The following is a 22,906-nucleotide window of genomic DNA, read 5'->3' as shown; positions in this document are numbered from 1 at the left end:
GCTGTCCTACAGATACAAAGTGAATCAGATCTCAGGCAGACCGTATAGGCCTTTTGTCAACGTGATCTAATCAGAAGCCAAGGGAAGACAATATCTTCTGGGGGGCGAATGTCCGCTATACGAAGGACTTCAGCTGGGGCCGGTTATGGACGCTGAGTGCTTTTGAAGCTGTTGACGAGCATGAACTGACCAACCAGACGAACTCGGTCGCGTCCTATGGCAATATGTTCCGCAACAACCAGACGAATGTTTTCTCGCAGGAAGTTAAGCTTGAGTCCCGGAATCCGCATGCTCGCTTCCACTGGGAAGTCGGCATGTATTACAGCCGTGCACGGATGGCGCAGAATTTCTGGTATGATTCATCAGACCGGCCTGGGACGACACCGCTGAATGAGACGTCCTATCGTCAGAATCAGCAGAACTTCAATCAGTATGTTCAGCTTTCATATCGCATTCTGCCGAAGCTGACCCTGATCGGGGCGATCAGCCATGAGTCGGACGACCGGCAGATGCTGAATGTTGTCAGCGCTGATTACGATCTGAATACGGGTGCCAGAACGCATGTGCAGAACTTCGGCAATTCAGGGGCACTGACAAATCAGTTCGCTGGACGTGTCGGGGCACAATACCAGTTCAATCCTAGCGTGATGGGCTATGTCATGTTCTCGCGTGGCTTCAAGCCAGGAGGGTTTTCGGCCAACATCACCCAGCAGGCCAGCCAGCTAAAGCCGTTCAAGGCCGAGCAGGTTCTGACGTATGAGGGTAGTTTTAAAACGATGCTGTTCAACCGGCGTCTGCGCGTTAATGCAGCTGGTTTCTATTATGATTATCGGGACCAGCAGCTGCTCGGGACCATCCTCGTGCCACCGTATGGTGTACTGGGTGGTTACGTGAATGCGCCGCGTTCCAACATTTATGGCGCTGAGTTCGATATGGAAGCACATCCGTTTCATGGGCTCGTGCTGACGCAGAATTTTGGATACCAGAACGGCTCTTACTCCCAGTTCCAGAGCCTGAATCGCAGTGCCACAACTGCCCAGTTTGCCTCAACGGGTGTCTGGTCGCCTGTGAATACGAACTATAATGGCTACAACATGGGGCTGGCCAATCTGACTCTTTCAGGAGCGGCTACCTACACCTGGTCCATGTTCCATGACTACAAAATGACTTTTGACGTCGATTATAATTATCGCGGCGCACAGACGCAGCCGCAGCATATTGGAGATGGCGGGATCTACCGTGCTCCGGCCTATTTCCTTGTGAACTCGTTCCTGACGTTTGCGGCACCGAAACAGCATTGGTCTGTATCGGTTTATGGGCAAAATCTTGCTGATCGCCGTTACTGGCTTTCTGGCGGGACGCAGGCCACTTTCTATGGTGTCATGCCGGGTCTGCCACGTTTCGTAGGCGCAAAAATGAACGTAACGTACTGAACGAATCATCAGGACCTGAGCCGGAGCGCAGAACCTCTAGCCGGCGTCAGGTTTCCTGAAGGAACGACGGGAAGAAGGTCTGGATGACGAGCAATACGAGCCTTTCGAAAGATGCGAAACGCAGGTTTCGTCCGGGGATTTTCTCTCAGGTTGTAGTCGCAACTCTGATCGGAATTCTGGTTGGTCTGTTCGCCCCGCATGTGGCAGGGCAATTCCGATGGCTCACCGATCTGTTCCTTCGTCTGATTCTGATGGCGGTCGGCCCGCTGCTGTTCTGTATTGTCGTGACGGGTATTACGGGTGCGGGATCGCTAGGTGCTGTGGGACGACTGGGTTTTCGGTCCCTGATTTATTTCGAGGGTATGACCACGCTCGTTTTGCTGCTGTCGGTTGGGGCAGCCATGCTTATCCGACCCGGACAAGGGCTGACTTTTACGCCCAGCCCTGAGGATGCCCATATCGTGGCATCCTACGCTGCCAATGCTCACCTTCTGCACGGTCAGGGTTTTACCGGGTTCATCCTGAGTCTTGTTCCACGGTCTCCGGTTGCGGCTTTCGTCGAAGGGAACATTCTCCAGATCCTGTTTTTCGCCATTCTGACAGGATGTTGCCTGAGCCGGATTGGGGACGCTGGTGCACCTGTCACACGCCTGATCGAAAGTCTCTCGACGCTTTTTTCAAGAATGATGCGCCTGATTATCGCTCTGGCGCCGCTAGGAGTGTTTGGGGCTGTTGCGACGACGGTAGCAGAGTACGGACTGGATGCTATCGGTCGGCTTGCGTCGTTCGTTGTGCTCTATTTCGCAGCTATTGCAGTTTTCATCGTTGTGCTTCTGGGTGGCTGCCTTTTGGCGTGCGGTGTTCATCCGTGGCGCTTTGCCCGTTATTTCCGTGAAGAGATCCTTATTGTCACGGCGACGACGAGCTCTGATTCAGTTCTGCCAAGCATCATGGCCAAGCTCGAAGCCATGGGCATTTCCAGGCAGGTGGTTGGCTTGGTCGTTCCTGCCGGGTATTCGCTCAATCTGGATGCACTATCGATCTATCTTGGCTTTGCCATTGTGTTTCTGGCCGATGTGACTGGTACGCCTCTGACGCTGACGCAAATGCTCTCTATGTTAGCGACGGCACTGATTACGTCCAAAGGGGCTCATGGAGTTCCGGGGATTGCGATCGTCGTTCTGGCTGCCACGTTGGCTGCTGCTCCTTCCATTCCGCTCTCCAGTCTTGTGCTTCTTTTGGCGGTAGACTGGTTTATCGGAATTGCCCGGGCTGTTGGTAACCTGGCAGGAAACTGTGTTGCTCCTGTTGTTATGGCGGCGTGGACTGGGGCGCTGGATCGTGAGCGGGCCCGACATATTCTGGCTCCCCGTGCGAAAATGGAGCTTCAGTCATGAGCAGCATGACAAAGCTTTTGTATTATCCGGAAGCGTTGCTGTCTGAGCGTGTTCACGCGTGTCTGGTGGAAGCCGGAGCGCAGGATGCAGACGCCGAAGCCACGACCCGGGCTTTGCTTCATGCGTCTCGTATCGGGGTCGACAGTCATGGTGTTCGGCTGGTGGGACATTATGTGCGGCTTCTGCGGTCTGGTGGGGTGAATTCCCTACCCGTTCCTGTCTTCACCAGAACAGGGCCGGCAACTGGGCAGTTGCATGCTGACGGTGGGCTGGCTCATTCTGCGGCCTATCGCGCCATGGATGAAGCCGTGGCGTTAGCTCGGGGCGCTGGAATTGGCGCGGTTGGAGTGCATCATTCCTCGCATTTCGGAGCAGTTGGTGCATATGTCGTTGAGGCTGCAAGACAAGGAATGATCGGTTTGATCATGAGCAACTCTGACCCAGCCGTGTCCCTGTTTGGGGGCTCCAAGCCATTTCACGGAACAAACCCTATTGCGATGGCCGCCCCGACCAGTGGTTCTGATCCGTGGCTTATGGACATTGCGACGTCCTCAATTCCATTCAACCGCGTTAAGCTCTACCGCTCTCTCGGCTTGTCATTACCATCAGGTGTGGCTGCGCGTGATGACGGACTACCCACACGGGATGCACAGTCAGCTGCGTTTCTTCAGCCGCTTGGTGTGGAAGAGTTTGGTTTCAAGGGGGCTGCACTGGCTGGACTTGTTACCATACTGGCAGGCGTTCTGACGGGGGCGGCACTAGACCCGGTTATGGTTGGCACTGATGAAGAGCAGAGCGACCGGAAGCGGCAGAACGTTGGCCACTTTGCAATCGCCATAGATCCAGCAAGATTTATTGGCCAAGCGGCTTATGATCTTGCGATGCGCTCTTATCTTGATCTTTTAAGAAATGGCCCGTCCGTTAATTCGCACAATCCTGTTATGGCGCCGGGTGATCGGGAGTGGCAGGAAGCTCGAAAGCGTGCCGAGACAGGGATTCCGGTTGATCCCGATACACAGCGAATTCTCGGTTTGATTTGAGGGTATAATTTATTCCCCAAAAATAGCGATCGGCACGTCTTCGTTAAGAAGTGCCGTTTTTTTGGGTTCGGAGAGGAGGCAATCAAACCGAAGCACATACACCTCTTCCCATGTCATCAGTTTGCGCCCGTGCTGCTTTTTTCCTGGTCCATTTGTCCTTTTGGTGGAGAAGGGGGCGAGATTGTGAGAAGGAGACACCATGGTTGCGCTCACTCCTTCTCAGAAAACGGCTCTCGATGAAATCATCAAGGCGCATGCTGAAAAGCGGCCTACGCATTTACTGACGGGGTATGCCGGGAGCGGTAAGACGACACTGATGCAGGAAGTGGCCAGGCATTTCCTTCGTTTGAATGTTGTGACCGTGATTACGGCGCCGACACACAAGGCCACGGCTGTACTGCGAAGCAAGGTGGACAAGACCGTCGAGTGCCGGACCATCCAGAGCCTTTTGAGCCTTCAGCCGTCTTCTCAGGGCGGTAAAACCACTCTTGTCCGCGCGAAGCGCCCGCAAACCATTCCGGATGGCGTGGTGATTGTGGATGAGTGTTCCATGATTTCGCGTGAGCTGATGGGGTGGATCCGGGATCTGCTCAAATACTGCTTCGTGCTGTTTGTGGGTGATCCAGCGCAGCTTCCACCGGTGGGGGAAGACGCTTCGCCGTCTTTTTCTGTCCCGTCGACATCGCATCTTGAGACAGTGGTTCGGCAGGCGGCGGGTAATCCCATTCTGGAGGCTGCTACGATCATCAGACAGAGTCAGGGTGGCGGTGTGGACTGGAGCTGGGTTCAGGATGCCCGGAAAGGCTCCTCTGGGTTATTCGTCCCCAAGGATGTTGAAAGCTGGGTGCGCAAGGCCTTCACGTCTGATGCATTTGACGCAGACAATGATAGCTTTCGTTACCTGTGCTGGACGAATGACCGGGTTCATCAAGTGAACCAGATGGTTCGACAATGGCGGTATGGGGAGACGATTGATCGTCCCTTTATGCCGGGGGAGCGTGCCGTCGCGCGTGCGCCTTTTAGTCGACAGAACGAAGACAAGAGCCGACAGCAGATTGCGACCAATGAGGAAGTTCTGGTCATGGATATCCAGGCGTCTCGTTTGTCGTACCGTTTTGAAGCCTGTGGATCTCTGGCTGCATGGACAACGGATCTGCCAGCTTGGAAACTGACTGTGCTCACGCTGGCAGGAGAAGAAATTACTGCACATTTGGTGCAGGATCCGCGGGATCTTCAGAGCGTGGACCGTCGGCTTGTTCAGGAAGCCAAACAGGAGCGCAAACGCTGGCAGCAGCGGTTTGCGTTTCAGAGTGCGCTGCTTAATTTGCAGGCCATTTATGCCATGACGGTGCATACGTCTCAGGGCAGTACGTTTCGGAATGTTTTTGTGGATCTGGGTGACATCCGACGTCGGGCAGGAGGAAACCCTCTTGAGACCCAGCAGCTTTGTTATGTAGCCCTGACCCGCGCAACGGATATGGTCTTTCTCGTCAATACTGGCTCTGCGAACTAAAGACTGACGGTTGATTTACTGAGATTTCCGTTAGTGAGCTCGAACGAAACAAGGAATAGGGCGATGCGGGTAAAAGTTGGTCTGGCTCTGGCACTTCTGGTGGCTCTGGCTGCTTGCGGGCCGGATTATGGTGGACAGGGTTCACGCCAATATCGGGGAGATGGGTTCGGTAATACGGGTTCAGGTCGGAGCAGCTATGGATATCAAGGTGGCCCAACCTGAAAAGCGTTTGCTGGCCTGAGCGTCAGGCCAGCGCGTCCTGCACCAGTTTTTCCTGCTGCGCCGCATGTGCACCAGGAAGACCGGTTGCAGGAGAGGCAGCACTTTCACGGCCCACATAATCAGGGCGCTGTACCTTGTGACCGCACTCGCGCAGAGCGCGCTCGATCCGACGATCAACAAAAATCCAGGCACCATTATTTTGGGGCTCTTCCTGGCACCAGACAATCTGTTCAGCAGCTGGATAAAGCTCCAGTTGCTGGATCAGGGCGTGATGAGGGAACGGATAGAGCTGTTCCAACCGGATGATGGCCACGTCCGTGCAGGACTTCCGCGCCCGCTCGGCAGTCAGGTCATAGAAGACCTTACCGGAACACAGGATAATTTTTCTGGGGTTGGTAATGGTTTGCGGGTCTGCCAGGACTGGCTGGAAACGCGTGTGCGGCCCCATCTCAGCAAGCGCAGAAACGGCTTCCTTATGGCGAAGCAGAGACTTGGGCGTGAAGATGATCAGCGGCTTGCGGCAGCGGCGAGCAATCTGGCGGCGCAGAGCATGGAAATAATTAGCCGGGCTTGTGATGTTACAGACGCGCAGATTGTTTTCTGCACACAACTGAAGAATGCGCTCTGGTCGTGCGGATGAATGTTCAGGTCCGCCACCTTCATACCCATGAGGAAGAAGGAGCGTCAGGCTGGATGTACGAAGCCACTTGGTTTCCCCTGAGGCGATGAACTGATCCAGAATGACCTGTGCGCCGTTGGCGAAGTCTCCGAACTGGGCTTCCCAGAGAACCAGTGTGTCCGGGTCGCCGAGGGAATAGCCGTATTCGAAGCCTAGCACCCCGAACTCGGAGAGGGGGGAATTCCAGAGGTGCAGGGGGGCCTGATGGGGGGCGATATGGGCGAGGAGCGTTTCTTCCCGTCCCGTTTCCTGATCAAACAGGACAGCATGACGCTGGCTGAAAGTGCCGCGTCGGCTATCCTGACCTGACAGGCGCACAGGATGCCCGTCCATTGAGAGCGTGCCAAACGCAAGGGCTTCGGCTGTGGCCCAATCGAGAGGGCCACCGTCCGCGACGGCTTTGCCTCGGGCGATAATCTGCCGTGCAAGGCGGGGGTGAACGTTCAGGCCTTCGGGAATAGTGCCGATGGCCTCTCCGATCATGCGCAGACGTTCCATCGGAACGCCGGTCATGGGTTGGATGCGTTCGGGCTCATCCTGGAGGCGGGTGGAATCCTGCGGTCCGTCCAGCCAGTCAGTTGCGTTTGGCCGGTAATGCTCGGAGGCTGCGAATTGCTCTTCCAGTCTTCTCTGGAAGTGCTGCCACATTTCTTCAACCTGATCCGACGTCAGAATGCCTTTACGGATCAGGGTATCGGCATAGAGGCGACGCGTCGTGGGTCGGGACTGGATGGCATGGACCATGGCAGGCTGGGTGAAGGCGGGTTCGTCGGTTTCATTGTGGCCATGGCGACGGTAGCAGACGACATCCAGTACGACGTCTGCGTGAAAATCGCGGCGCCATTCATGTGCCAGCAGGGCTGCCCGCGCGACAGCGTCCGGGTCATCGCCATTGACATGTAGGATGGGGGCCTGAACGGATTTGGCGATGTCTGTGTTGTAGATACCAGAATGAGCGTCGGATTGAACGGTCGTGAAGCCGATCTGATTGTTGATGATGACGTGAACGGTTCCGCCGGTGCGGTAGCCTTCAAGCTTGGAAAGGCCCAGCGTTTCATAAACAACGCCCTGCCCGGCGAACGCAGCGTCTCCATGGACAAGAATACCAAGATGGCGATCGCGGTTCTTGTCTTTTTCACGATCCTGATCAGCCCGGACGCGACCGAGAACAACAGGGTCCACGGCTTCAAGATGAGACGGGTTTGGCAGGAGGGAAATACGCAAGGTGTGGCCTGCGTGTTCCATCGTGGTGGCGGTGCCGAGATGGTATTTGACGTCCCCAGACCCTTGGATGTCATCTGGCTTGAAGGACGTGCCAGCAAATTCGCTGAAGATTGCCGCAAAGGGCTTCCGCAGGATATTGGCCATAACGTTCAGTCGGCCGCGATGTGGCATACCCAGCGATACAGATTTTGCCCCATCGCGTGCAGCGGCATCGATTAGGGTCCGAAGGGCGACAATAACGCTCTCTCCGCCTTCCAGACCAAAGCGGCGCATTCCCATGAAGCGCTTTTGACAAAACCCTTCAAAGCCCTCTGCACGGGTCAGGGCCAGAAGAATGCGTTCCGGCTCCATCGCTGACGTCGAGGATGACGTCTCAAGCCGGTCAATCCACCATTGTCTCTGCTGCGGGTCCTGAATGTGCATGAATTCGGCACTTAAGGTACCAGAATAGGCGCGGCGCAGGCGAGCAAGCAGATCACGGTCTGCGTCGGGTGGGCTAAGCTCAGGGATGTGCGGTGTTGGTGCGAGACCGAGTGGATCCAGGCGTGCGAGAGCGTGGCCTCGCAGACGATAGACATTTTTCAGGGCCTCAGCGCTACTGTCCGACGTGTCAGTCGTCGGACGTTCAGCACCAAGGGTTTCGAACAGGGCGGCGAAAGCTGGGTCCACGGACGCAGGATCGGTCTGCCAGCGGGCATGAAGCTCGGCCAGATAGACAGTGTTTGCGCCGTTGATGGCATCGCGGTCGTCGCGGTGATCGCCCATGAAAAATCAGTCTCCAGTCACAGGGGCGCGAACTCTAGCCCATCAGAGCAGGTGGGGGAACGCATTTGGATAATGCATTCCGTGTCAGTCTCTAGATGGGGTGAAGAACCGCTTCATGGAAGTGATTCGTCTGTCGAGGGTACGTTTTGCCACAGGAGTTTCTGTCACATCAAAGGCATGGAAGGCCCCGGGGACGATCTCCAGTTCCACGGAGACCCCGCTTCGGATCAATCGTTGGGCGTAGAGCAGGTCTTCTTCGAGAAACAGATCCAATGAGCCGATCGTCATAATGACTGGGGGCAGCCCAGAAAGATCGCTGGCGCGGGAGGGCGCGGCATAGGGAGAAATATCGTCAGCGCCAGGCAGGGAGGGTGCGAGAAGAATCCCCCAGGCGTAAGTGTTACTGGCACGCGTCCAGACGAATTCTCCCGCGACGGGAGATGGGTTTACCTCTTTGTCGATCGTCTGGTCATCCAGCATCGGATAAATCAGGTTTTGAAAGAGAATGGCTGGCCCATTACGGTCTCTGGCCAGCAGGCAGACAGCCGCCGCAAGATTCCCGCCTGCGCTCTCTCCGGTAACGGCGATCTGATCGCGGCGAATATTCAGGGCGTCAGCGTTGTCATGAATCCAGCAGAGCGTTGCGTAGGCATCTTCAATGCCACCTGGGAAAGGTGTTTCTGGTGTGAGGCGGTAATCCGGGGAGATGACAAGGCAGTTCAGATCCTGGGCGAAGCGGCAGAGCTCGGCAGTGTTCTGTTCGGGGCGTCCAGCGCAGTGACCTCCACCATGGAAGTGTAGCAGAACCGCACGTGGCGTGGAGCTTGTCTCTTTAGGTTGAACGGTCAGAAGGCGGATGGTTCTGTCGCCCTCAGGGGGTGCAGGGATGTGACGTTGTTCAACAGTAACCTGAAAATCTTCAGCTTTCTGAAATGCTTGCGCGGCGCGGTTCTCAAGGGCGTTTCTCAGGTCCGGAAGTGTTTCTGGTGTCAGGTCAGTGGGAGGAAACTGGCTTAGGGTCGGAAGGAGTTCCGGAAGGACAAGTCGCGCTGTATTCATGAGAGCATTCCTGAAAAATGGGAAACCTGATCTTTTGGTGGCTTCAACGTCTGCCTGAAGGGGAGGTTTGAGGCATCATGTTTTAAGGTAGAGCGAAGTTTGCCATAAAATTGCCGCAACTTTTGAGCGGCACGCAGCGTCATACAGGCAGTGCCTTCTGGCAGTTTCTGGAAATTGCGAAGGACATGCCGAGGAGTTCAGCTCATGCGTGCTCTGCTTGTCTGTCTATTTTTGACTGTCACGACCCTTATGACTCCGGATGCTTCGGCTCAGGGCCTGGAAAGTGGTATGCTGTCCGTAAGGATGAGACTTGCTGAAGATGCAGGGATGTCTGGTGTGGACCGGCGGTTGATTGTTTGTCGGATCAATCCGCGCCTGTTGCATACGGTCTGGGTTCCGAACGTGAAAGAACCGCGTCAGCCGCAGGTTTGCACGGGCGGTGCTAACCGGCTTGGGGCTGGATATGTCCGCTATCTGTCAACCAGCCGCGTTTCAAAGGCGGAGAAGCCACTTCGCGGGTAAGTTTCTTTCGTGAGAGTTGGTGTTGACGTGTGTGGAATAGGTCTTGCCGGGTCGTTGGGGCAGGGCTAGCCTCGAGCACTATGTCCAACATTTCTCTCGATTATGATGCTCTGGCGCATACGCCGATTGCGGAGAAGCCTTTCCCGCATGTGGTTGTGCCGCATTTCATTAGCAATGATGATCTTCAGTCCATTGTGGCTGATCTGCCGGACATGCAGTCCGGCGGATCTTTTCCGCCGGAGGCGCTGGAGCTTACACCTCGTGTGAACAGCATGATTGAGGAACTGCAGGGTCCTTTGCTCAAGGACCTGATTGCGGAGAAGTTTGGCCTGGACCTGGCAGATGCACCGACCATGCTGACGGTTCGTGGTCGGACGCGTGAAAAAGATGGGCGCATTCACCGGGATTCCGAAGCCAAGCTGGTTACCGTGCTGTTGTATCTTAACCCGCGAGGCGAAGACTGGTCTTCGCGGGATGGGTGTTTGCGTCTGTTGAATGGCCCGGATGATGTCGAGGACTATGACGTCGAAGTCACGCCGGCGGAGGGAACGCTGCTGGTGTTCCCTAATGGTCCGACAACGTGGCACGGGCATCGGCAGTTTGTCGGGACGCGGTATGCGATCCAGCTCAATTATATGGCAACGGGCCGGAAGGCTCGGTACGAACTGGGGCGGCATCGTCTTTCGGCGCTGGTCAAGCGCCTGCCTTTCGTAGGCTGATTTTTTACAAGGGAACGGAAAACATCATGGGTTATCGGGTTGCGGTTGCGGGCGCCACGGGAGCGGTGGGGCGCGAGCTGCTGCGGATTTTGGCAGAACGTAATTTCCCTGTGGACGAGGTCGTGGCACTCGCGTCGCCGCGCTCTGTCGGGCGGGAAATTTCCTTTGGCGACAAGGCAGTGCTGAAGGTTCAAAACCTTGAGACGTTTGATTTCAAGGGATGGGATCTGGCGCTGTTTTCGCCGGGCGGAGAAGTATCGGCGATTTATGCGCCGAAGGCTGCCGCTGCGGGTTGTGTCGTGATCGACAACACGTCCCATTTCCGTATGGAGCCTGGTATTCCTCTGGTGGTGCCAGAGGTGAATGCGTCTGCGCTGAAAAAGGCGCGGCGTGGCATTATCGCCAACCCAAACTGCTCGACGGCGCAGATGCTTGTCGCGCTGAAGCCGCTGCATGATCTGTTCAAGATCAAGCGGATTGTTGTCTCGACCTATCAGGCTGTGTCCGGTGCGGGCAAAGACGGAATGGACGAACTGTTTGGGCAGACCAAGGGTACTTTCGTGAACGACCCACCGACGGTGGCTCAGTTTACCAAGCAGATCGCGTTTAACGTCATTCCGCACATTGATCGTTTCATGGAAGATGGAGCGACCAAGGAAGAGTGGAAAATGGCGGTTGAAACCCGCAAGATTCTGGATCCGGACATTCAGGTTCTGGCGACCTGTGTCCGTGTTCCGGTTTTTATCGGCCATTCCGAAGCGATCAGCATTGAGTGCGAGAAGCCGATTGACCTGAAGAAAGCTCGTGAGGCTTTGCGCAAGGCTCCCGGCGTCATTCTGCGCGATGTACGCGAAGACGGCGGTTATGTAACGCCGATTGAATGTGTCGGGGAGGATGCAACGTATGTGTCTCGCCTGCGCATTGATCCGACAGTCGAGAATGGTCTGGCACTCTGGTGTGTCTCGGACAATCTTCGCAAGGGTGCAGCACTGAATGCCGTGCAGATTGCGGAAAGTCTGGTTGAACAGGGTCTTTTGAAGAACGGAGCCTTGTTTCCTGTAAAGGAATAAGGGAATTTTCTGAAGTTCTGGCGCGTCTGAAGGGAAACTTTCAGACGCGTTTTTTATGTCGAGATGAAAAGGGTCATTCGTGACTGTTCCCCGCACAGAAACGGTTCTTGAAGCCAATCAGACTATTGAACTTCTGCCTTTGAATTCGCTTCTGGGACGGCTGTTGGACTCTCAGAAAGAGGCCTTAGAGCGGGTCGAAGAAGCACTCCCGTCCATGGAAGCCGCAGTTGAGGCGAGTGTGCCCCGTCTTCAGGCTGGCGGTCGGTTGATTTATGCTGGGGCTGGAACGTCTGGTCGTATTGGGGTTCAGGACGGGGTGGAACTGACACCAACGTTTGGACTGCCCCCTGAGCGGCTGGTTTTGCTACTGGCTGGTGGCGCCGGTGCAGGGACGCAGGCTGTCGAAGGTGCAGAAGACAGGGAAGATCAGGCGCGCGTTGATCTTGGAGCATACGGGCCCACGCCGAATGACGTGGTCATTGGTGTCGCGGCGAGTGGCAATACGCCCTACACCTGTGCTGTTGTTGAAGCCGGGCGTGAGGTCGGGGCTTTGACAATTGGGGTAAGTGGAAACGCGCATTCACGTCTTTTACGCAGTGCTGAAATCGGGATCAGTATTCCGACGGGCGCTGAAGTTTTGGCTGGCTCCACGCGGATGGCAGCAGGGACGGCCCAGAAGGTTGCGCTTAACCTGTTTTCTACCGCTTTGATGACGCGCCTTGGGCATGTCTATCGCGGGCGTATGGTCGATATGCGAATTAGCAATGACAAGTTGCAGTTGCGTGCCGAGCGCATGGTGTTCGAATTGGCTGGGGGAACGGACGAGGAAGTTCGTGACGCGTTGCGGTTGGTTGGCGGCAATGTAAAGCGGGCAGTTCTTGTGAGAAAGGGGGTGTCTGTCGAGAAGATTGAGACGCTTCTTCAGGCGCATAACGGCAATCTGCATACGGTCCTGGCCTCTCTCTGAAGGTAAAAACCTGATGTCTCTCGAGAATATGCAGTGGGCCATTGGTCTCATGAGTGGCACGTCTCTTGATGGGGTGGATGCAGCTCTGGTGCAGACGGATGGGGAGCGAATTGCTCAGTATGGGCCAGCCGTGACGGTTCCCTACAACCCTACTTTGCGGGCTCGGCTGCGCCATTTGCTGGATCATGCTGCACATCTGGCAGAAGATGATCCGGATATTCTGGCTGCCGAACGGGACGTAACGCTACGGCATGTGGATGCTGTTCGGGAGCTTATGAAGCTGGCTCCAGATATTCGCCCTGATGTCATTGGCTTTCATGGGCAGACTGTCCTGCATCAACCCGAAAAAGGGCGAAGCTGGCAGATTGGTGATGGAGCGCTTCTTCAGGCGGAGTGTGGCGTCCTGGTTGTTTATGATTTCCGTGCACGGGATCTGGAATGTGGTGGTGAGGGTGCGCCATTGGTGCCAGTCCTGCATGCCGCGCTTTTGGAAAGTGAGACGCAGTCTGTTGCTGTTCTGAATATTGGTGGCGTGGCAAATGTCACCGTGCTCGGGCCGAATACAAATGGGCAGCGTCAGGTCTGGGCATGCGATACCGGGCCGGGAAATGCTCTTCTGGACGACTGGGCGGAGCGCCACACTGGCGTTGCGTGTGACGTCGATGGTGCGTTAGCGAGAAAAGGAAAGGTAGACCGAGCTGTTTTAGAAAACTTGCTGGCAATGCCGTATTTTCAGCGTGAAATGCCAAAGTCATTGGACCGTTTGAGCTTTCATGCTTCTGCCATGCAGGCTGTTGAAACGCTTTCTGCTGAAGACGGCGCTGCGACACTGCTGGAGTTTACGGTTGAAGCGATCGCTCGAACGCCCATGCCAGTCAAACCCACAAAGTGGTTTGTCGCTGGAGGGGGACGCCACAATCCGGTTTTGATGGAGCGTTTGCGCTCACGTTTGGGATGTCTGGAATCCGTCGATGATCTTGGATGGGACGGAGACGCACTTGAGGCCCAGTGCTTTGCGCTTCTGGCCGTTCGTTATGTACGTGGTCTTCCTTCGTCGTGGCCACAGACGACTGGGACGGAAAAGCCTTGTATGGCAGGCCGCCCAGCACGCTGAGCGGTCTGCCTGTCTGCTCGGATTTTAGACTGATGCAAGTTCCGGCCAGCCCGTTTCCGGACGGTCCAGATGCTTCAGAAGTTCATGATCCGGGGTGTTCGTAAGATCTTTTGTTAGGCTTTTGAAAAGCTTCTTGGATGTCTGCTTGTCCAGGCTTTCACGGATGTCGTGAAGAGATTGTGCCGGGGCTATAAGAAGGATTCCCTCAACATTGCTGTCCTGTGCAGCCTTGTTGATGTGAGCCGCCAGATCTTTCGCGAAGTGCGTCTTGAGCTGCTCCTTCGGGCTTGTATGAGCAGCCTTGAGCGAACCTACATCCTTGGCTGCGTCTGAGCCCTTATGGATATCGAAGTTTTCAATGGTTCTGAGCTGTGAACCCTCCAGACGAAGGAAGCGGGCTTTTTCACCATCAGCGACGACGTAGATGACGGGGTCTTGGGTTGCCATTGTATCAGATCCTTTCCCGATCAATCAGATTGGTCAGGACCTAAACGTGGGCGGAGCGCTGGGGTTGCCCTTCCAGAAGGGCTCACCTCGATTCTTCAAGACTTAGGATTATGATAAAAAAGGATATTTTTCAGTGAAGGTTATTTTTTTGACGTTTGGATGAATTTTTCTCTTGAATACCGACGGCGATATGATCACTCTCAGTATTGAGCCCACGGAAAACTTTCCCAGAGGGTTCAAGGAGGCAAATATGGCTCTGATGAATACTTTCATGCCGTATATCGGATCGATCGGTGCTGTAATGGCGGTGATCTTTTACAATGCTTCCCGCCGGGTTGAACAGCCAAGTCTTTCCTATGCACGTGTAAAGCGCCGACGATAGCGTCCCGAAAGGGACGCGCATCTCTCGGTTAATGTGTTTTTTCTCTTTCGCCATTTGTAGCCCTGTTTCACACTGAAGGGTACTATGGCCTTCTTTTTCAAAAAACCCCAACATGCCTCTCCGCCTCATGGACGGACAGGCATCCTACTTCTCAATCTCGGTACACCTGATGACACCAGCTATTTGGCGGTGCGTCGGTACCTGAGCGAGTTTCTCTCCGATCGGCGCGTTATCGAAAGTTCGCCGCTGATCTGGCAGCCCATCCTGCAGGGCATCATCCTTACCAAACGACCTTTTGCCAGCGGTGCAAACTATGCACGAATCTGGGATCGGGAAGAGAATGCTTCTCCGTTGCGGGTCTATACCCAGCGTCAGGCTGAGAAGCTTCGCCTTCGGTTAAAAGCAGACGGTGTCCCTGTTGAGTGGGGCATGCGCTATGGCCGCCCATCTGTTGCGCAGGCTGTTGAAAGCCTGATGGACCAGGGATGCGACCGTATCGTCAGTATTCCGCTTTATCCGCAATACTCCTCCGCAACGACTGCCACGGCTAACGATCAGCTGTTCCGGGCATTGATGAAGCTGAGAAAGCAACCAGCTGTTCTAACGGTTCCGTCTTTTCCAGATCATCCTGCGTTTGTGCGGGCCTTGGAAACGTCGGTGTTGAAGACGCTGGAAAGCCTTTCCTTCAAGCCCCAACGAATTGTGGCGTCGTTTCATGGATTGCCAAAAGTCTGTATCGAAAAGGGCGACTCGTATCAGGACGAATGTGTTCGTACGATCGCTGCCTTGCGTCAGGCGTTAGGGTTTTCTGAAGAGCAGATGCCGCTGACGTTCCAGTCACGGTTTGGGCCGCTTGAATGGATTCAGCCTTATACGGCCCCTTATGTAAGTGCTCTCCCGAAGCAGGGCATCACGAAAATTGCAGTTATCATGCCGGGCTTTATGGCGGACTGTATTGAAACGCTGGATGAAATTGGGAATGAGCTTCGAGAAGAGTTCATGGAAGCAGGGGGCGAAGAATTTGCCCTTGTGCCCTGTCTGAATGATTCAGACGAGGCGATTGACCTTCTGGCGGCATTGTCTCGTACAGCCCTGAGAGGGTTTGGAGTGGGTTGAAACTGTTTCGATGCTTATGAAAAAGGCCCGGCTGACAGCCGGGCCTTTTTTTGTTTTTAGTGCTGCGGCGCCTGAGGACCTGGCGCATTCGTGCCTGGCTCGGGGTGTTCTGCGTCGTACCACTGAGCCTTCTGGTTCACGGACGTCGCATCGTGGTGGCTCTGCCACCAGCCGCCGGTATTCGGGGCTGCCGGATGCTCCTTGTCCCACAGAGCAGCCTTTTCGCGCAGATCCTTGCGATACAGGTGGCGGCGATACATGCCAGCGGCGCATCCACCAACGGCGCCAATAACACCATGGTGGTTGGCCAGATGTCCGCCTACGGCACCGGCTGCACCGTACTTGATGCAACCGCCCGGTTCGGCGAGGGCCGGGGTAGCGGTGAGGAGGGCGGCCAGAGCCAGAGCAGAACGCATTGAGCGTGTCATGGAAGTTTCGTCTCTCTTATCGGTCTCTTGGAAGAAAGAGACTTTCTGAATGTCGAAACTAGGTATGTGGGGGGAAGGTTTCAACTCTCTGGCGAGCAGAGATGGTTTTTAGGGTTGTGTTGCGGCCAGGATTTTCATATAACTGTGGCATTGAGCCATAAATCGTTATGGCAGATGGCTCAATCATCAATATCAGAAAATGATTTTCATAAGAGGCTGACTCCACGAGGGGGCAGCCTCTTTTTTTATGAGCCTATTAGGATTTCAGGGTGTGGATATTTCGGGTTTTGATCTTTCGGGTCTGCTTGCTGACATTCCGGCCCGCTATGAACTTTGGGTGGCTCTGCTGATTATTGGCTGCAAGCTGATAACGGTTTTCTTACCGCCTCCACAAAATACATCACGGTTCGGCGGAATTTACCGCGTCATTACCCTTCTGGGGCTGAACTTTGGCTGGGCTGCCAATCGTCTTGAGCGGCAGGTCGGTAAAGTTACGTCAGCTTCTGGGAGTGGAGAAAGCGTGAAGAAGGACGCTTCTCCTAAAGCGTAAAATACTCTGGCTCCCGAATTACTTGGAATTTTTTCCTGAGAGCCAGAAATTTTTTCAAATACTTATTCAGTATGGATCAGTAAAATTATGAATGCTATTTCTTCCCAGTCTCTGGTGCAGGCAAATTTTTCGCGTCCTGTTCCAACCAAATATCCTGTTTCTCGCTGGACGATTGCGGATGCGCTGAAGGTTCGTACAGACGATCCGACGACGACCATGCCGCTGATCGATTACCAGTTTCCCATTATGTCCAATGACGTCATGATCTGGGACAGCGGTGCGCTGCGTGACATGCACATGCGTACCGTCACGTTCAAAGGCTGGTTCGTCCTGTGGTCGCTTGCCGTGGACAAGATCGATAAGACCAACGCCAAGATTTATGACGAATGGCACTCCCGCAATGACCGCGCTTATATCGGCTACTGGTATAGTCGCGATGGCGTTGAGTGGACCTGGGGCGGCCGCCTGTTCCAGACCTCTGCCGATCTGCGCCCGTGGGAATGGTCCGGTTCTCTGGTGATGCGTGAGGGCACCGAGAACAAGGTGGACATGTTCTACACGTCCGTCGGTGCGCCTGATGGCAACTCTGTTCCGGCGGTCAGCTCCGGCACTATTCATGCAGATGATAAGGGTGTCTGGTTCGACGGCTTCGCCACAAGCACGGAAATGTTCAAGGCAGATGGTGTTCATTACGCCAATGCGTCTGAAGATCCATATTTTGATTTCCGTGATCCGCAGCCGTTCATCAATCCGGGCGATGGCCAGCTTTATACGCTGTTTGAAGGCAATGTTCCGGGTGCGCGCGGCCAGTTTGTTATCGGCACCGATGAAATGGGTGCTGTTCCGCCTGGATATGCGGTGGATGCTGGCGCACAATATGGTGCAGCAGCGATCGGTCTCGCCCGGTGTGTCTCCGGCTGGCGCAAGGGGGATTATTCCCGATGGGAGCTGATGCCTGCTCTGGTAACGGCTCTTGGTGTGAACGATCAGACCGAACGCCCCCATTTCGTTTTCAAGGACGGTCTGACCTATCTGTTCACGATCAGCCATCATTCCACGTACACGGGCAAGAGCACGGGGCCTGATGGCGTTTATGGCTTTGTGTCCGAGAAGGGTATTTTCGGCCCATACAAGCCCTTGAATAGCTCAGGGCTTGTACTTGGTAATCCGTCTTCGCAGCCGTATTCGACGTATTCGCACTTTGTGGATGCGGAGGGCTATGTTCAGTCCTTTATCGATACCATTCCGGCTGCCGGTCAGAATGCGGAAAATCCGGATACTTACCGGATTGGCGGTACACTGGCACCGACGGTTCGTCTGGTTCTGGATGGTGATCGGACGTTCCTGACAGAAGTCCATGATTACGCGCAGGTTTTTGCCCAAGCTGCGTGGCCGGCCTCTCTGGCGTATGACGTCAGAGCCTGATTGTCAGAGGCTCAGGTTAAAAAGACCTGAGATTTTTTGATAAGGCGTTGATGAAAGCCACTCCTTTACGGGAGTGGCTTTCATTTTTTTCGGAGCGTTTTGGCATGTGCCTTGGCTTTGCTTCGATTAGAACGAAGAACTCCCTATAAATACGGCATGCCGCTCTGGTTTCTTCATTCTCTGTTCGTGGAGTGTTGATGAGTGATTGAGCGTAGACTGGGCAAGTTGCCTCCGCGCCATGATGTACGAACCTATCGGCTTTCGCCCGTTCTGACGGCGCGGGTTCCAGACGTTCCAGAGCACCAGGACTGGTCCCAGGGAGTGCCCTATCAGATGTGGGGTAATGATCAGTTCGGATGCTGTGCTTTTGCAGCTCATGCGGCTTTGACAGCAACGTGGACAAAAGTGGCCCAGGGGCTGGTATTGCTTTCTAGCGAACAAGTTCTCCAGAACTATGGTGCTGTCACGGGATTTAATCCGGTGACGGGTCAGAATGATAATGGCACGATTTTGCTGGAGCAACTGCAATACTGGAAGAGTAATGGATTTGTTCGGCCGGGGCAGACCCGAGATTATCTGACGGCTTACGGTATTATTGATTCCCATTCAGTGAGCGGTATCAAACGCGGTATTTCCTATCTGGGCGGCGTTTTGGCAGGGGTGCAGGTTCCGCGCGGGTTCATGAATCTTCCGTTAGGTACCGATTGGGATTGGGATGCTGTGCAGGACCACGTTTTTGTCGGAGGACATGCTATCGCGCTGACGGGGTACACACCTGACGGTGTATTTTTTAATACGTGGGGCAGCCGGACCTTCATGCCGTGGAATACGTTCCTGAAGATTTGTGATGAGGCCTATGGGCTCGTTAGCAGACAGAACTGGCTCACGGTGCAAGGTCTTTCGCCGAAATCTGAAGACGTACAGGCCCTTGTTGCGGAAATGAGCGCAGCATGAAGCCGATATATTTTTTGCCTGTATGGTTGCTGCTTTCAGGATGTGTCTTTGGTTCTGGTGAACAGACTTCGGTGAGTGCAGCGTTGGCCGGTGTTCAGAAGGATCTGGCTAAAGCTGGTGTCGTCAGTGTTTCAGAGGTTCAGGACTGGTCCACAGAGCAGTCTCATCGCTTTGATGGGAACGTGCGTGCGCTACAATGTTCGCAGCACACTCTGGACCCGGTTGTTGCGCTTGTTTCCGGGCCAGTGACAATGCAGCTAAACGGTAGTCTGACGCAGTCTGGTTCATTCTCTGTGTCTGCGCTGACAACTGTGCCGGTCATTGGTATTGCCGCAGATGCCAGCCGTTCAAAGACACAGCAGTTGAGTTTGCCTGTTCAGTTCGTTCCATTGTCTGCTCTTCCGGATGCGGAGATGCAGCGTGAAGTCGAATATGCCGGTGCTCTCCTCGGGCAACCCGGCGATGTTCGGGATAAAGAGGCAGGCAGAATTCTCAATGCGCGGCAGGCCTTGTACACGCATATTCACAGCCTCCAGGCTCCGGAAATTCTAGCGGAATGTCAGCCGAACCAACTCGTGCATCCCTTTGTTGGGCTAAAACCTCTTTGAAATCAGGGGAGGTGGCCTGACAGCGCCGTGGTCAGGAGATCGAGCAGACGTTCCGGAAAAATGAATTCGGTCGTCTGTTCCAGCTCACCTATAGACCACCAGTGATGGCCCTTGAGAACGTTCTTTTCGTTGGGCGTCCAGCCGGAAGAGGAGAGCCTGGTCTCTGGTGCACGAAGGGCAAAAAAGCGCTCGTCAGCTAAAACAGTTTCACCATTGGCGAGCGTCAGGACGAATGTTCTCTGACCAATTTCAGAGCTTAGAAAGGGCGCATTTAATCCTGTTTCTTCGTGCAGTTCGCGTTTTGCCGCCTGAACAAAATCTTCTCCATCCTTCAGGCTTCCGCCGGGCGTGGACCAATAACTTCGCCCAGCCAATGCGCCTGAGAAGTGAAAAAACCTGAAGAGAAGGACGCGATCCTGCTGATCCAGAACCAGTAATCGGGCAGCGGGGCGTTGACGCATAGCAAACCTCCCGAGAACTGTTCAGGCCATGATTTTTGTATATGAAATTAGGACACGGTTAGAGCGTCAAGTAACTACGCTCTGATCAGATTTTTCTGATAATCCGCTTATCGGCTGGTCGGAGTGAGAGGATTCGAACCTCCGGCCCCTGCGTCCCGAACACAGTGCTCTACCAGGCTGAGCTACACTCCGGCCGACGGCGCTTCTCCTACCGGGAATTTGCTTTCGTGGCAAGAGGATGGGGTGAAAAATCAGATGGAAACCAATATTCTTTTGATACTTTTCCAAGAGAACAGAACGGTAATCGCACGACCCTGAAGATTCCAGATTGGAAGAAGGCCTACACCGCCTTCTGCGACTGAAACACGGGAGTCAGCCGAATTGTCTCTGTTATCTCCCATGACGAATAATCTTTCTGTCGGGACCGTAAATTCGGGGACGTTATCCAGAGGTCCATGGGTCGTCAGTTTGACAATGTCATGGTGAATTCCGTCTGGAAGCGTTTCTTCATAACGCTCAGCGGAGTAAGTATGCCCGCGACTGTCTTCTTCTTGATCCGGGCCCTTATCTTTCCAAGGCAATATTTTCCCGTTCAAAAGAATTCGACCATCCATCAGGGCAATTCTGTCTCCAGGAAGACCGATGACGCGTTTGACCCATGTTTCATGAAGATTTGCGGGGGCTCGAAAGACAGCGATGTCGCCCTGGTGTGGCAAATGCCCAAAGATGCGTTTTTGCGTTATTTGGGCGAACGCGTAGCCGAAGGGTAGAGAGGCTGTGCTTAGGCCATAAGAAGGTGCAGAAACGATAATTTCGTCACCAATCTTTAAGGTCGGTTGCATCGACGCCGATGGAACGATGTAGGCCGCGCCAAGCGCTGTATGAATGAATAGCACACCCAAAACAGGTGGCAGCGCAGGCAGCAGTTTTCGGAAAATCTGAAGATGTTTCATTGCGGTCTCTCCAAGATCGGAGAGTGCCATACGGCCGGGGTTCCGCAACTTAAGCCTTGGACAGGCTATGTCAGGAAAATTGCAGGTGACCTGTCATAATGGTCACCTGCAAAGACGTGTTAGAGAGCTTTTTCGAGTGCCGGAAGCACTTCAAACAGGTCACCCACGATACCGTAATCGGCAACGCGGAAGATCGGGGCTTCAGGGTCTGTGTTGATGGCCACGATCACGCGGCTGTCCTTCATGCCAGCCAGATGCTGGATTGCGCCAGACAACCCGACAGCGATGTAGAGTTCTGGTGCCACGATCTTGCCGGTCTGCCCGACCTGCATTTCGTTCGGAGCAAAACCGGAGTCCACCGCCGAACGGGACGCACCAATTGCGGCATTCAGCTTGTCAGCGATCGGCTCAAGCAGCTTAAAGTTGGCTGCATCCTTCATGCCTTTACCGCCAGAAATGACCACCCGGGCGGATTCCAGTTCCGGACGATCGGACGCTGACAACTCAACCTTCACGAAAACTGACTTTTCGCTGGTTGGGGCTTCCAGTGTTTCGATCGCTGCAGAGCCGCCATCCTTTGGAGCAGGATCAAAGCTGGAACTGCGAATGGTCAGAACCTTGATGCTGTCGGCAGAGCGAACTGTTGCCAGTGCATTGCCCGCGTAGATGGGACGCACGAACGTCTCGGCGTCCTTGATCTCCACAACGTCCGGAACAGGCTGCACGTCAAGCAGGCCCGCCAAGCGTGGCAGGATATTCTTTCCGCTTGCTGAGGCAGACGCCACGATGTGGCTGTAGTCCTTTGCAATGGACGCAAGCAGGTCGGCGGCAGGCTCCGCCAGATCCGTGGCCAGAGCTGGCACGGATAGAACCCGCTTTACCCCAGGAAGGGCTGCGGCTGCGCTGGCGCCTTCACCAAAAACGATGGCGTCTACATCGCCAAAGCGTGCGGCGGCTGTCAGGGCTGAACGTGATGCCTGACGAACTTCACCATTCTCGACTTCGAGCAGAACAAGAGCGGTCATCAGATCACCTTCGCTTCTGTCTTGAGCTTTTCGACCAGTTCGGCCGCACTGCCCAGCTTGATACCTTCCTTGCGTTCCGTCGGCTCGGCGACAGATACGATGGTCAGGCGGGAGGCAAGGTCAACACCGAGATCTGCGGCTTCAAGCGTTTCAAGTGGCTTCTTACGAGCCTTCATGATGTTCGGGAGGGACGCATAGCGCGGCTCGTTCAGGCGCAGATCGGCGGTCACCACGGCGGGAAGCGCCAGGGAGACAACTTCCGTACCACCGTCGATTTCACGGGCGACTTCAATGCGGCCGTCCGCAATGGTCACTGCGCTGGCGAACGTGCCCTGAGGCCAGCCGAGCTTTGCTGCCAGGATCTGGCCTGTTGCATTCATGTCATCGTCAATGGCCTGCTTGCCCATGCAGACAAGACCCGGCTGTTCACGTTCGACAACGGCTTTCAGCGCATTGGCAACGGCGCGAGGCTCAAGCGTATCATCTGTTTTGACCAGAATGGCCCGGTCTGCGCCCATCGCCATTGAGGTACGCAGGATATCCTGCGCGGCCTGAACGCCGATGGTCACCACGACCACTTCGGTTACCACGCCTTTTTCGCGTAGGCGGATGGCTTCTTCCACCGCAATTTCATCGAACGGATTCAGAGACATTTTCAGTCCCTGCGTTTCGACACCACTACCATCGGCCGCTACACGTACCTTGACGTTGTAATCGACCACCCTTTTGACTGGGACCAGAATTTTCATCGTGATCTTTCGCTGCTGACGCCGCTGGAAAAACGGCCGCCACCGTAGCGGAAATGGATCAGGAAGTCACATTCCGGTCAGGAA

The 22,906-nt window shown here is 54.8% G+C and carries 23 protein-coding genes and 1 tRNA gene; 15 read left to right on the top strand and 9 right to left on the bottom strand.

The window, feature by feature from the left end; all coding sequences use genetic code 11:
* The first annotated feature begins 92 nt into the window (after nucleotides 1–92).
* From HK24_RS05140 to HK24_RS13690, 5 genes are all read left to right on the top strand, one after another.
* The gene (locus HK24_RS05140; protein ID WP_369826509.1) at nucleotides 93–1,433 is read left to right on the top strand and encodes a TonB-dependent receptor; all 1,341 of its coding nucleotides are present in this window, start codon (nucleotides 93–95) and stop codon (nucleotides 1,431–1,433) included.
* A gap of 83 nt (nucleotides 1,434–1,516) precedes the next feature.
* The gene (locus HK24_RS05135; protein WP_086633568.1) at nucleotides 1,517–2,830 is read left to right on the top strand and encodes a cation:dicarboxylate symporter family transporter; all 1,314 of its coding nucleotides are present in this window, start codon (nucleotides 1,517–1,519) and stop codon (nucleotides 2,828–2,830) included.
* Complete coding sequence (locus tag HK24_RS05130) at nucleotides 2,827–3,870, top strand: Ldh family oxidoreductase (RefSeq protein WP_086633567.1); 1,044 nt, start codon at nucleotides 2,827–2,829, stop codon at nucleotides 3,868–3,870. Before HK24_RS05135 ends, HK24_RS05130 begins: the two co-directional genes overlap by 4 nt.
* A gap of 199 nt (nucleotides 3,871–4,069) precedes the next feature.
* Complete coding sequence (locus HK24_RS05120; protein WP_086633565.1) at nucleotides 4,070–5,383, top strand: ATP-dependent RecD-like DNA helicase; 1,314 nt, start codon at nucleotides 4,070–4,072, stop codon at nucleotides 5,381–5,383.
* 63 nt (nucleotides 5,384–5,446) lie between these two features.
* On the top strand, nucleotides 5,447–5,605 hold the full coding sequence (locus HK24_RS13690) for a hypothetical protein (protein ID WP_167386119.1): 159 nt from the start codon (nucleotides 5,447–5,449) through the stop codon (nucleotides 5,603–5,605).
* A gap of 22 nt (nucleotides 5,606–5,627) precedes the next feature.
* Here the strand turns inward: HK24_RS13690 and HK24_RS05115 are convergent, their stop codons facing one another.
* Both HK24_RS05115 and HK24_RS05110 read right to left on the bottom strand, forming a co-directional pair.
* Nucleotides 5,628–8,273 carry a 2-oxoglutarate dehydrogenase E1 component gene (locus tag HK24_RS05115; RefSeq protein WP_086633564.1) on the bottom strand — a complete coding sequence of 882 codons (2,646 nt, stop codon included), beginning with the start codon at nucleotides 8,271–8,273 and terminating at the stop codon, nucleotides 5,628–5,630.
* 84 nt (nucleotides 8,274–8,357) lie between these two features.
* The gene (locus HK24_RS05110; RefSeq protein ID WP_086633563.1) at nucleotides 8,358–9,332 is read right to left on the bottom strand and encodes an alpha/beta hydrolase; all 975 of its coding nucleotides are present in this window, start codon (nucleotides 9,330–9,332) and stop codon (nucleotides 8,358–8,360) included.
* 204 nt (nucleotides 9,333–9,536) lie between these two features.
* Here HK24_RS05110 and HK24_RS05105 point away from each other — a divergent pair, with 204 nt between their 5' ends.
* From HK24_RS05105 to HK24_RS05085, 5 genes are all read left to right on the top strand, one after another.
* Nucleotides 9,537–9,854, top strand: coding sequence for a hypothetical protein (locus tag HK24_RS05105; protein WP_233126117.1), 318 nt, complete (start codon nucleotides 9,537–9,539; stop codon nucleotides 9,852–9,854).
* An 80-nt stretch (nucleotides 9,855–9,934) separates the two neighbouring features.
* Nucleotides 9,935–10,573, top strand: coding sequence for a 2OG-Fe(II) oxygenase (locus HK24_RS05100; protein WP_086633562.1), 639 nt, complete (start codon nucleotides 9,935–9,937; stop codon nucleotides 10,571–10,573).
* Nucleotides 10,574–10,599: 26 nt separating this feature from the next.
* Complete coding sequence (locus tag HK24_RS05095) at nucleotides 10,600–11,643, top strand: aspartate-semialdehyde dehydrogenase (RefSeq protein WP_064275290.1); 1,044 nt, start codon at nucleotides 10,600–10,602, stop codon at nucleotides 11,641–11,643.
* Nucleotides 11,644–11,722: 79 nt separating this feature from the next.
* Nucleotides 11,723–12,610, top strand: a complete 888-nt coding sequence (locus HK24_RS05090) for an N-acetylmuramic acid 6-phosphate etherase (protein WP_086633561.1) — start codon at nucleotides 11,723–11,725, stop codon at nucleotides 12,608–12,610.
* Nucleotides 12,611–12,623: 13 nt separating this feature from the next.
* Nucleotides 12,624–13,724 carry an anhydro-N-acetylmuramic acid kinase gene (locus HK24_RS05085; protein ID WP_233126116.1) on the top strand — a complete coding sequence of 367 codons (1,101 nt, stop codon included), beginning with the start codon at nucleotides 12,624–12,626 and terminating at the stop codon, nucleotides 13,722–13,724.
* Nucleotides 13,725–13,748: 24 nt separating this feature from the next.
* Here the strand turns inward: HK24_RS05085 and HK24_RS05080 are convergent, their stop codons facing one another.
* Nucleotides 13,749–14,171, bottom strand: a complete 423-nt coding sequence (locus tag HK24_RS05080) for a host attachment protein (RefSeq protein ID WP_086633560.1) — start codon at nucleotides 14,169–14,171, stop codon at nucleotides 13,749–13,751.
* A 466-nt stretch (nucleotides 14,172–14,637) separates the two neighbouring features.
* Between HK24_RS05080 and hemH the strand changes: the two genes are divergently transcribed.
* Nucleotides 14,638–15,669: a ferrochelatase gene (hemH, locus tag HK24_RS05070; protein ID WP_086633559.1), complete on the top strand. Its 1,032-nt coding sequence runs from the start codon at nucleotides 14,638–14,640 to the stop codon at nucleotides 15,667–15,669.
* Nucleotides 15,670–15,725: 56 nt separating this feature from the next.
* Here the strand turns inward: hemH and HK24_RS05065 are convergent, their stop codons facing one another.
* Nucleotides 15,726–16,097 carry a hypothetical protein gene (locus HK24_RS05065; protein ID WP_086633558.1) on the bottom strand — a complete coding sequence of 124 codons (372 nt, stop codon included), beginning with the start codon at nucleotides 16,095–16,097 and terminating at the stop codon, nucleotides 15,726–15,728.
* 247 nt (nucleotides 16,098–16,344) lie between these two features.
* Here HK24_RS05065 and HK24_RS05060 point away from each other — a divergent pair, with 247 nt between their 5' ends.
* From HK24_RS05060 to HK24_RS05045, 4 genes are all read left to right on the top strand, one after another.
* Nucleotides 16,345–16,647, top strand: coding sequence for a hypothetical protein (locus tag HK24_RS05060; RefSeq protein WP_086633557.1), 303 nt, complete (start codon nucleotides 16,345–16,347; stop codon nucleotides 16,645–16,647).
* Between the two features lie 87 nt (nucleotides 16,648–16,734).
* Nucleotides 16,735–18,072: a glycoside hydrolase family 68 protein gene (locus HK24_RS05055; protein WP_086633556.1), complete on the top strand. Its 1,338-nt coding sequence runs from the start codon at nucleotides 16,735–16,737 to the stop codon at nucleotides 18,070–18,072.
* A 201-nt stretch (nucleotides 18,073–18,273) separates the two neighbouring features.
* Nucleotides 18,274–19,026, top strand: coding sequence for a hypothetical protein (locus HK24_RS05050; protein WP_086633555.1), 753 nt, complete (start codon nucleotides 18,274–18,276; stop codon nucleotides 19,024–19,026).
* On the top strand, nucleotides 19,023–19,634 hold the full coding sequence (locus HK24_RS05045) for a hypothetical protein (RefSeq protein ID WP_086633554.1): 612 nt from the start codon (nucleotides 19,023–19,025) through the stop codon (nucleotides 19,632–19,634). The genes HK24_RS05050 and HK24_RS05045 overlap by 4 nt, the downstream gene beginning before the upstream one ends.
* A 2-nt stretch (nucleotides 19,635–19,636) precedes the next feature.
* On the opposite strand, the gene HK24_RS05040 is transcribed toward HK24_RS05045, so the two are convergent.
* The 5 genes from HK24_RS05040 to HK24_RS05020 form a co-directional block, all read right to left on the bottom strand.
* Nucleotides 19,637–20,095 (bottom strand): NUDIX hydrolase, encoded by a 459-nt coding sequence (locus HK24_RS05040; RefSeq protein ID WP_086633553.1) that lies wholly within the window; start codon nucleotides 20,093–20,095, stop codon nucleotides 19,637–19,639.
* A 115-nt stretch (nucleotides 20,096–20,210) separates the two neighbouring features.
* Nucleotides 20,211–20,287, bottom strand: a tRNA-Pro gene (locus tag HK24_RS05035).
* A gap of 59 nt (nucleotides 20,288–20,346) precedes the next feature.
* Nucleotides 20,347–21,078, bottom strand: coding sequence for a signal peptidase I (gene lepB / locus HK24_RS05030; protein WP_233126115.1), 732 nt, complete (start codon nucleotides 21,076–21,078; stop codon nucleotides 20,347–20,349).
* An 89-nt stretch (nucleotides 21,079–21,167) separates the two neighbouring features.
* Nucleotides 21,168–22,073: an electron transfer flavoprotein subunit alpha/FixB family protein gene (locus HK24_RS05025; RefSeq protein WP_086633552.1), complete on the bottom strand. Its 906-nt coding sequence runs from the start codon at nucleotides 22,071–22,073 to the stop codon at nucleotides 21,168–21,170.
* Nucleotides 22,073–22,822, bottom strand: coding sequence for an electron transfer flavoprotein subunit beta/FixA family protein (locus tag HK24_RS05020; protein WP_086633551.1), 750 nt, complete (start codon nucleotides 22,820–22,822; stop codon nucleotides 22,073–22,075). The genes HK24_RS05025 and HK24_RS05020 overlap by 1 nt, the downstream gene beginning before the upstream one ends.
* Nucleotides 22,823–22,906 lie beyond the last annotated feature (84 nt).

It is taken from the genome of Gluconobacter sp. DsW_058 (assembly GCF_002153615.1).
GTDB classification, from domain to species: Bacteria; Pseudomonadota; Alphaproteobacteria; order Acetobacterales; family Acetobacteraceae; genus Gluconobacter; species Gluconobacter cerinus.
The sequence above is the reverse complement of the archived record's forward strand: the minus strand, read 5'-3'. Positions and strand labels throughout refer to the sequence as shown.